A 3,848-nucleotide genomic window follows, 5' to 3' on the forward strand; every position below is an offset into this window, starting at 1 on the left:
CCAGCTCCTGTCGCTGCCCGGCGCCGAGGACTCCACGCTCACGCTCGTCGTGGTCCCCCCGCCGAACTCGCCCTCGCGCCTGACGCTCCAGCCGGTGGCGGTGGCGCGGGTGGACACGGCGCTGCCGGACGTGACGTGCCCGGCGCGCAGGGGCGTCGTCGGCAGCGTGAAGAACCCGGAGGGCACGGGCCCCGCGTCGGGCGTGCGCATCGTGGTGGAGCCGGTGGGCGCCCTCACCGGCTGGCCGCAGCCGCCCCTGGGCTTCGAGTCGCCCCTCACCACCAACAGCGAGGGCCGCTTCGAGCTGGCCCTGGACCCGGGCGAGTACCGGCTGGACTTCCTGCCCGGGGAGAACCTGCCGCGCGTCAGCCGCTTCGTCACCGTGCCGGCGGGCGCCGACGACACGGCGCCGCTGGAGCTGGCGGCGTTCACCCTGTCGCGGGGCCGTTCATTGAGCGGCCGCATCACCCTGCCCCCGGACCCCGCGGTGGCGCCGGACGGCGTCGCGGCGAACGCGTCCGTGCGCTTCTTCCGCGTGGTGACGGTGGCGGGACGGCCGGACTCCATCCTGCTGGCGCAGACGGTGTCCGACAGCACGGGGCGCTACTCCACCGTGCTGCCCACGCGCTGAGCGCCCGCTACCGGCCGCTGTCCATGCGGCGCGCGGTGTCGAAGGCGGCGTGCAGCCCGTCCACCGCGCCGCCCACCTCGCCCGCGTACTGCACCGCGTGGATGGTGTAGAGGTCCTGCACCCGCGTGAGGTGGCGGAACACCGAGCGCAGCTCCACGCGCGTCGGGTCCCTCGACTCCAGGGCGCACTCGGACTCGGACTTGCGCACGCGCGTCAGCCAGTCGGTGCGGAAGCGCATCCACTCCTGGTCGACCTTGCGGGCGGGGAGGACGTGCACGAGCTTCTCGCGCTCGGCCTCCAGGTCCCTCCAGTGCGCTTCCGCGGCGTCCAGGCACTCGCGCACGGTGAGGGGCGGAGTCACGGCCGGGGGCCGCTCGGGCGTCATCGCCGCGACGGAGTGCCCCACGTTCCAGATCATCCACAGCGAGAACAGCGTGGCCAGCGTGATGTGGACCCCGTACGCGGCGCCACGGTAGGTGCGGAAGCGGGGGTCTTTCCGAGGGTCGGGAGCGGACACGGGGCCCAGGTCTTACGACCCTGGACCCCGGGTGGCAATCCCTCCCTTGCACACCGTCCGGAAGCGCAAAGGCACCGGACGGCGGCGGGCTTCCGGGGACTACTGGCCCGCGGGGGCCGTCTGCACGGCCGGGGTGGCCTGGGCCGCGCCAGCCGGAGCGGCGGCAGGCAGCGCGGCGGCGTCGGTGCCACCGGCGGCGGCGCGCTTCGCGGAGCTCAGGCGGCCGCGGAACTGCGACAGGTACTGGGTGGCCGGGTACGTGGCCAGCGCGTCGCGCACCGTGTCCGCCGCCTTATCGAACGCGCCCGTCTCCTGGTACGACTGGGCGAGCAGCAGCATGGCGTAGTCGCGCGTCTTGGACTTCTTGTCGCCTTCCACGAAGCGGGCCAGCAGCGGCACGGCCTTGTCGTGCTGACGCAGCTGGTTGTAGGCGGTGCCCAGGAAGAAGGACGCGTCCAGCGCGTCGGCCTCCGCCGGGTTCATGGCCAGGAAGCGCGACAGGTTCTCCACCACGGCGGCCATCTCGTTCTTGCGGAAGGCGATCTTGCCGCGCTCGAAGGCGGCGTCGCCCGTCTCGCGGCGCAGGGTGGCGGCGCGGTCGTTGAGGGCCTGGCGCTCCAGCGAGGACAGCTTCTGCGTGTCCAGCTTCACCAGCGCGTCAATGCCCTTGAGGCGCTCGTCCCCCGGCAGCGTGGTCATCATCTTGTAGACCTCACCCGCGGCGCGCTGGGCCGCCAGGTGCGCGGTGGTGTCCGCGCGCTGCTTCTCCAGCTGCCCGGAGAGGTCCGCCACCTGCTTCTCCAGCCGCTCGCGCTCGTTGGTGTTGCTGGAGCTGCGCGCGCTGTTCACCAGGACCGCGCCACCGACCGCCAGCACCGCGAAGAGCGCGTAGGCCACCGCCGAGGAGAGCCACTGCCGCTTCTGGAAGTCCTCGTGACGCTTGCCAACCGCCTTCACCTCCGCGTGGAGGTTCTTCAGCAGGTTGTCCGTCTTGATGACGAGGTTGCGTGACTCGATGACCTCGCGGCGGAGCTCGGAGAGTTCCTTCTCGACGTCAGTCTTCGGCTGTTCAGAGGGGGGCATGGACATCTTCCTGGGACCGGAAATGACTTCGGCCGACTCACGCATGCTAGGGGACTCTCCTGGATGAGGGGCGGGTTCTTTTGTCGCTCCCCAACAGAGTCCGCCGTGCACACCATTCCCCGGACTCCCCGCTTCGTTACCGCTCGCCTGCTCTCGCGTTGGAACTTTCCACGGCGCTAGAAGTGGCTCACCGGCCGGGACGGATCCGGCGGGAACGCATAGGTCACACCGAGCGCGAACCCGCTGCCGCCGTGGCTGAAGCTGAAGGGCCCCGGCCACCTCGCCGCGTCCGGGGACTCCACGGGGCCGCGCAGCAACGTGAAGCGGTATTCGGCGGTGAGGCCCCACTTCGAGGACAGCCGGAGCGTGGCGCCAAGCGAGCCCACCCAGGCCTGGGTGACCTTCTCCTGGAGCGCCGAGCCCTCGCGCTTCGAGGAGATGACCGTGGGCCCCGTGAGCAGGCCCGCGAAGGGCACCAGCCCCTGCGGCCCGATATCCAGCACGCCCTGGAAGCGCAGGCCGATGAGCGCGCCGTAGCTCAGGGTGCTGACCTTGCGGGACACGGCGCCGCCGTCGACGGGCTCGCTCAGGCGCAGGTTCTGCGCGGTGCCGAAGAGGTCGATGCCCACCTCCACCAGGTCCGACATCGCGTACGCGAACGTGGCCACGCCGAAGGGCGCCCCCGCGGACTCCGGCGCGCGCGCCAGGCCGTTGCCCGGCCCACTGGCGCCATACCAGGCGTCGTACAGCGTGCCGTTGGACGTGAGCCGGTAGCCGGCCAGCACGGTGATGCGGCCCACGCCGTCCAGGTCGGTGGGGGCGCGCTCCCCGCCCAGGTCCTCGTCCTGGGCAAGGGCGGGCGCTGCGGCGAGGGCGAGGAGGAGCGGCAGACGGCGGAGCATCAAGGCGCGGAACCCGGGGCTTTCTGCCGGCACGGGCGCACACGGCCCGGTGCTACAGGCGTGTCGCACACCGTAGCCGGGGGCCCTGCCGCGTCAACTTTCCGGTTCGTTCCCCGCCGTGTCGATTTCGCGGCCTACCCTTCGTCGCGCTCGTGAACCCGATGTTGAACCCGACGTTCCAGGAGACACCCCCATGCGCTTCATGATGCTCGTCAAGGCGACCCCCGACAGCGAGACCGGCCGGCTTCCCACGGCGGAGGAGCTGACCGCGATGGGCAGGTACAACGAGGAGCTGGTGAAGGCCGGCATCCTGCTCGCGGGCGAAGGGCTGCACCCCAGCTCCAAGGGCGCCCGCGTGACGTTCTCCCCCACTGGGAACACGGTGACGGACGGCCCCTTCACGGAGACGAAGGAGCTGGTCTCCGGCTTCTGGATCATCGAGGTGAAGTCGCGCGAGGAGGCCATCGCCTGGGCGCGCCGCGTCCCCTTCAAGGACGGCCAGGTGGAGATCCGCCAGGTGGCCTCCGCGGAGGACTTCGCGCCCAGCGACCCCACCGGCGAGCTGCGCGCGAAGGAGGAGGCGCTGCGCGCGCAGGTCGAAGCGAAGAACAAGGCCTGAGCCGTCAGCGCGCGCGCGCTCCAGCTCCAGGAGCGGCATCTCCAGCACCACCACCGTGCCGTGCGTGCACGGTGGCGTGAAGTCCGCGGCGCCGGC

Annotated in this window: 4 protein-coding genes and 1 pseudogene; 2 read left to right on the forward strand and 3 right to left on the reverse strand. The window is 71.7% G+C overall.

What is annotated here, in order from left to right:
• Positions 1-631: pseudogene (locus ACLEQD_RS38745) on the forward strand (carboxypeptidase regulatory-like domain-containing protein); the annotation flags it as partial.
• Between the two features lie 7 nt (positions 632-638).
• Here ACLEQD_RS38745 and ACLEQD_RS38750 read toward each other — a convergent pair.
• The 3 genes from ACLEQD_RS38750 to ACLEQD_RS38760 all read right to left on the reverse strand — a co-directional run bounded on the left by ACLEQD_RS38750 (position 639) and on the right by ACLEQD_RS38760 (position 3,133).
• Positions 639-1,148 carry a hypothetical protein gene (locus ACLEQD_RS38750; RefSeq protein WP_410390900.1) on the reverse strand — a complete coding sequence of 170 codons (510 nt, stop codon included), beginning with the start codon at positions 1,146-1,148 and terminating at the stop codon, positions 639-641.
• Positions 1,149-1,247: 99 nt separating this feature from the next.
• The gene (locus ACLEQD_RS38755; RefSeq protein WP_410390902.1) at positions 1,248-2,231 is read right to left on the reverse strand and encodes a tetratricopeptide repeat protein; all 984 of its coding nucleotides are present in this window, start codon (positions 2,229-2,231) and stop codon (positions 1,248-1,250) included.
• A 176-nt stretch (positions 2,232-2,407) separates the two neighbouring features.
• Positions 2,408-3,133: a hypothetical protein gene (locus ACLEQD_RS38760; RefSeq protein WP_410390904.1), complete on the reverse strand. Its 726-nt coding sequence runs from the start codon at positions 3,131-3,133 to the stop codon at positions 2,408-2,410.
• A gap of 193 nt (positions 3,134-3,326) precedes the next feature.
• Between ACLEQD_RS38760 and ACLEQD_RS38765 the strand changes: the two genes are divergently transcribed.
• On the forward strand, positions 3,327-3,752 hold the full coding sequence (locus tag ACLEQD_RS38765) for a YciI family protein (protein WP_410390906.1): 426 nt from the start codon (positions 3,327-3,329) through the stop codon (positions 3,750-3,752).
• The last annotated feature ends 96 nt before the right edge of the window (positions 3,753-3,848 follow it).

Origin of the sequence: Corallococcus sp. 4LFB, from assembly GCF_046520365.1 — a bacterium.
GTDB classification, from domain to species: domain Bacteria; phylum Myxococcota; class Myxococcia; order Myxococcales; family Myxococcaceae; genus Corallococcus; species Corallococcus caeni.

Bases quoted from the DNA above. Each gene is read 5' to 3' on its own strand.
- ACLEQD_RS38760 (WP_410390904.1), bottom strand. From the start codon at position 3,133: ATGCTCCGCCGTCTGCCGCTCCTCCTCGCCCTCGCCGCAGCGCCCGCC.
- ACLEQD_RS38765 (WP_410390906.1), top strand. From the start codon at position 3,327: ATGCGCTTCATGATGCTCGTCAAGGCGACCCCCGACAGCGAGACCGGC.
- ACLEQD_RS38755 (WP_410390902.1), bottom strand. From the start codon at position 2,231: ATGCCCCCCTCTGAACAGCCGAAGACTGACGTCGAGAAGGAACTCTCC.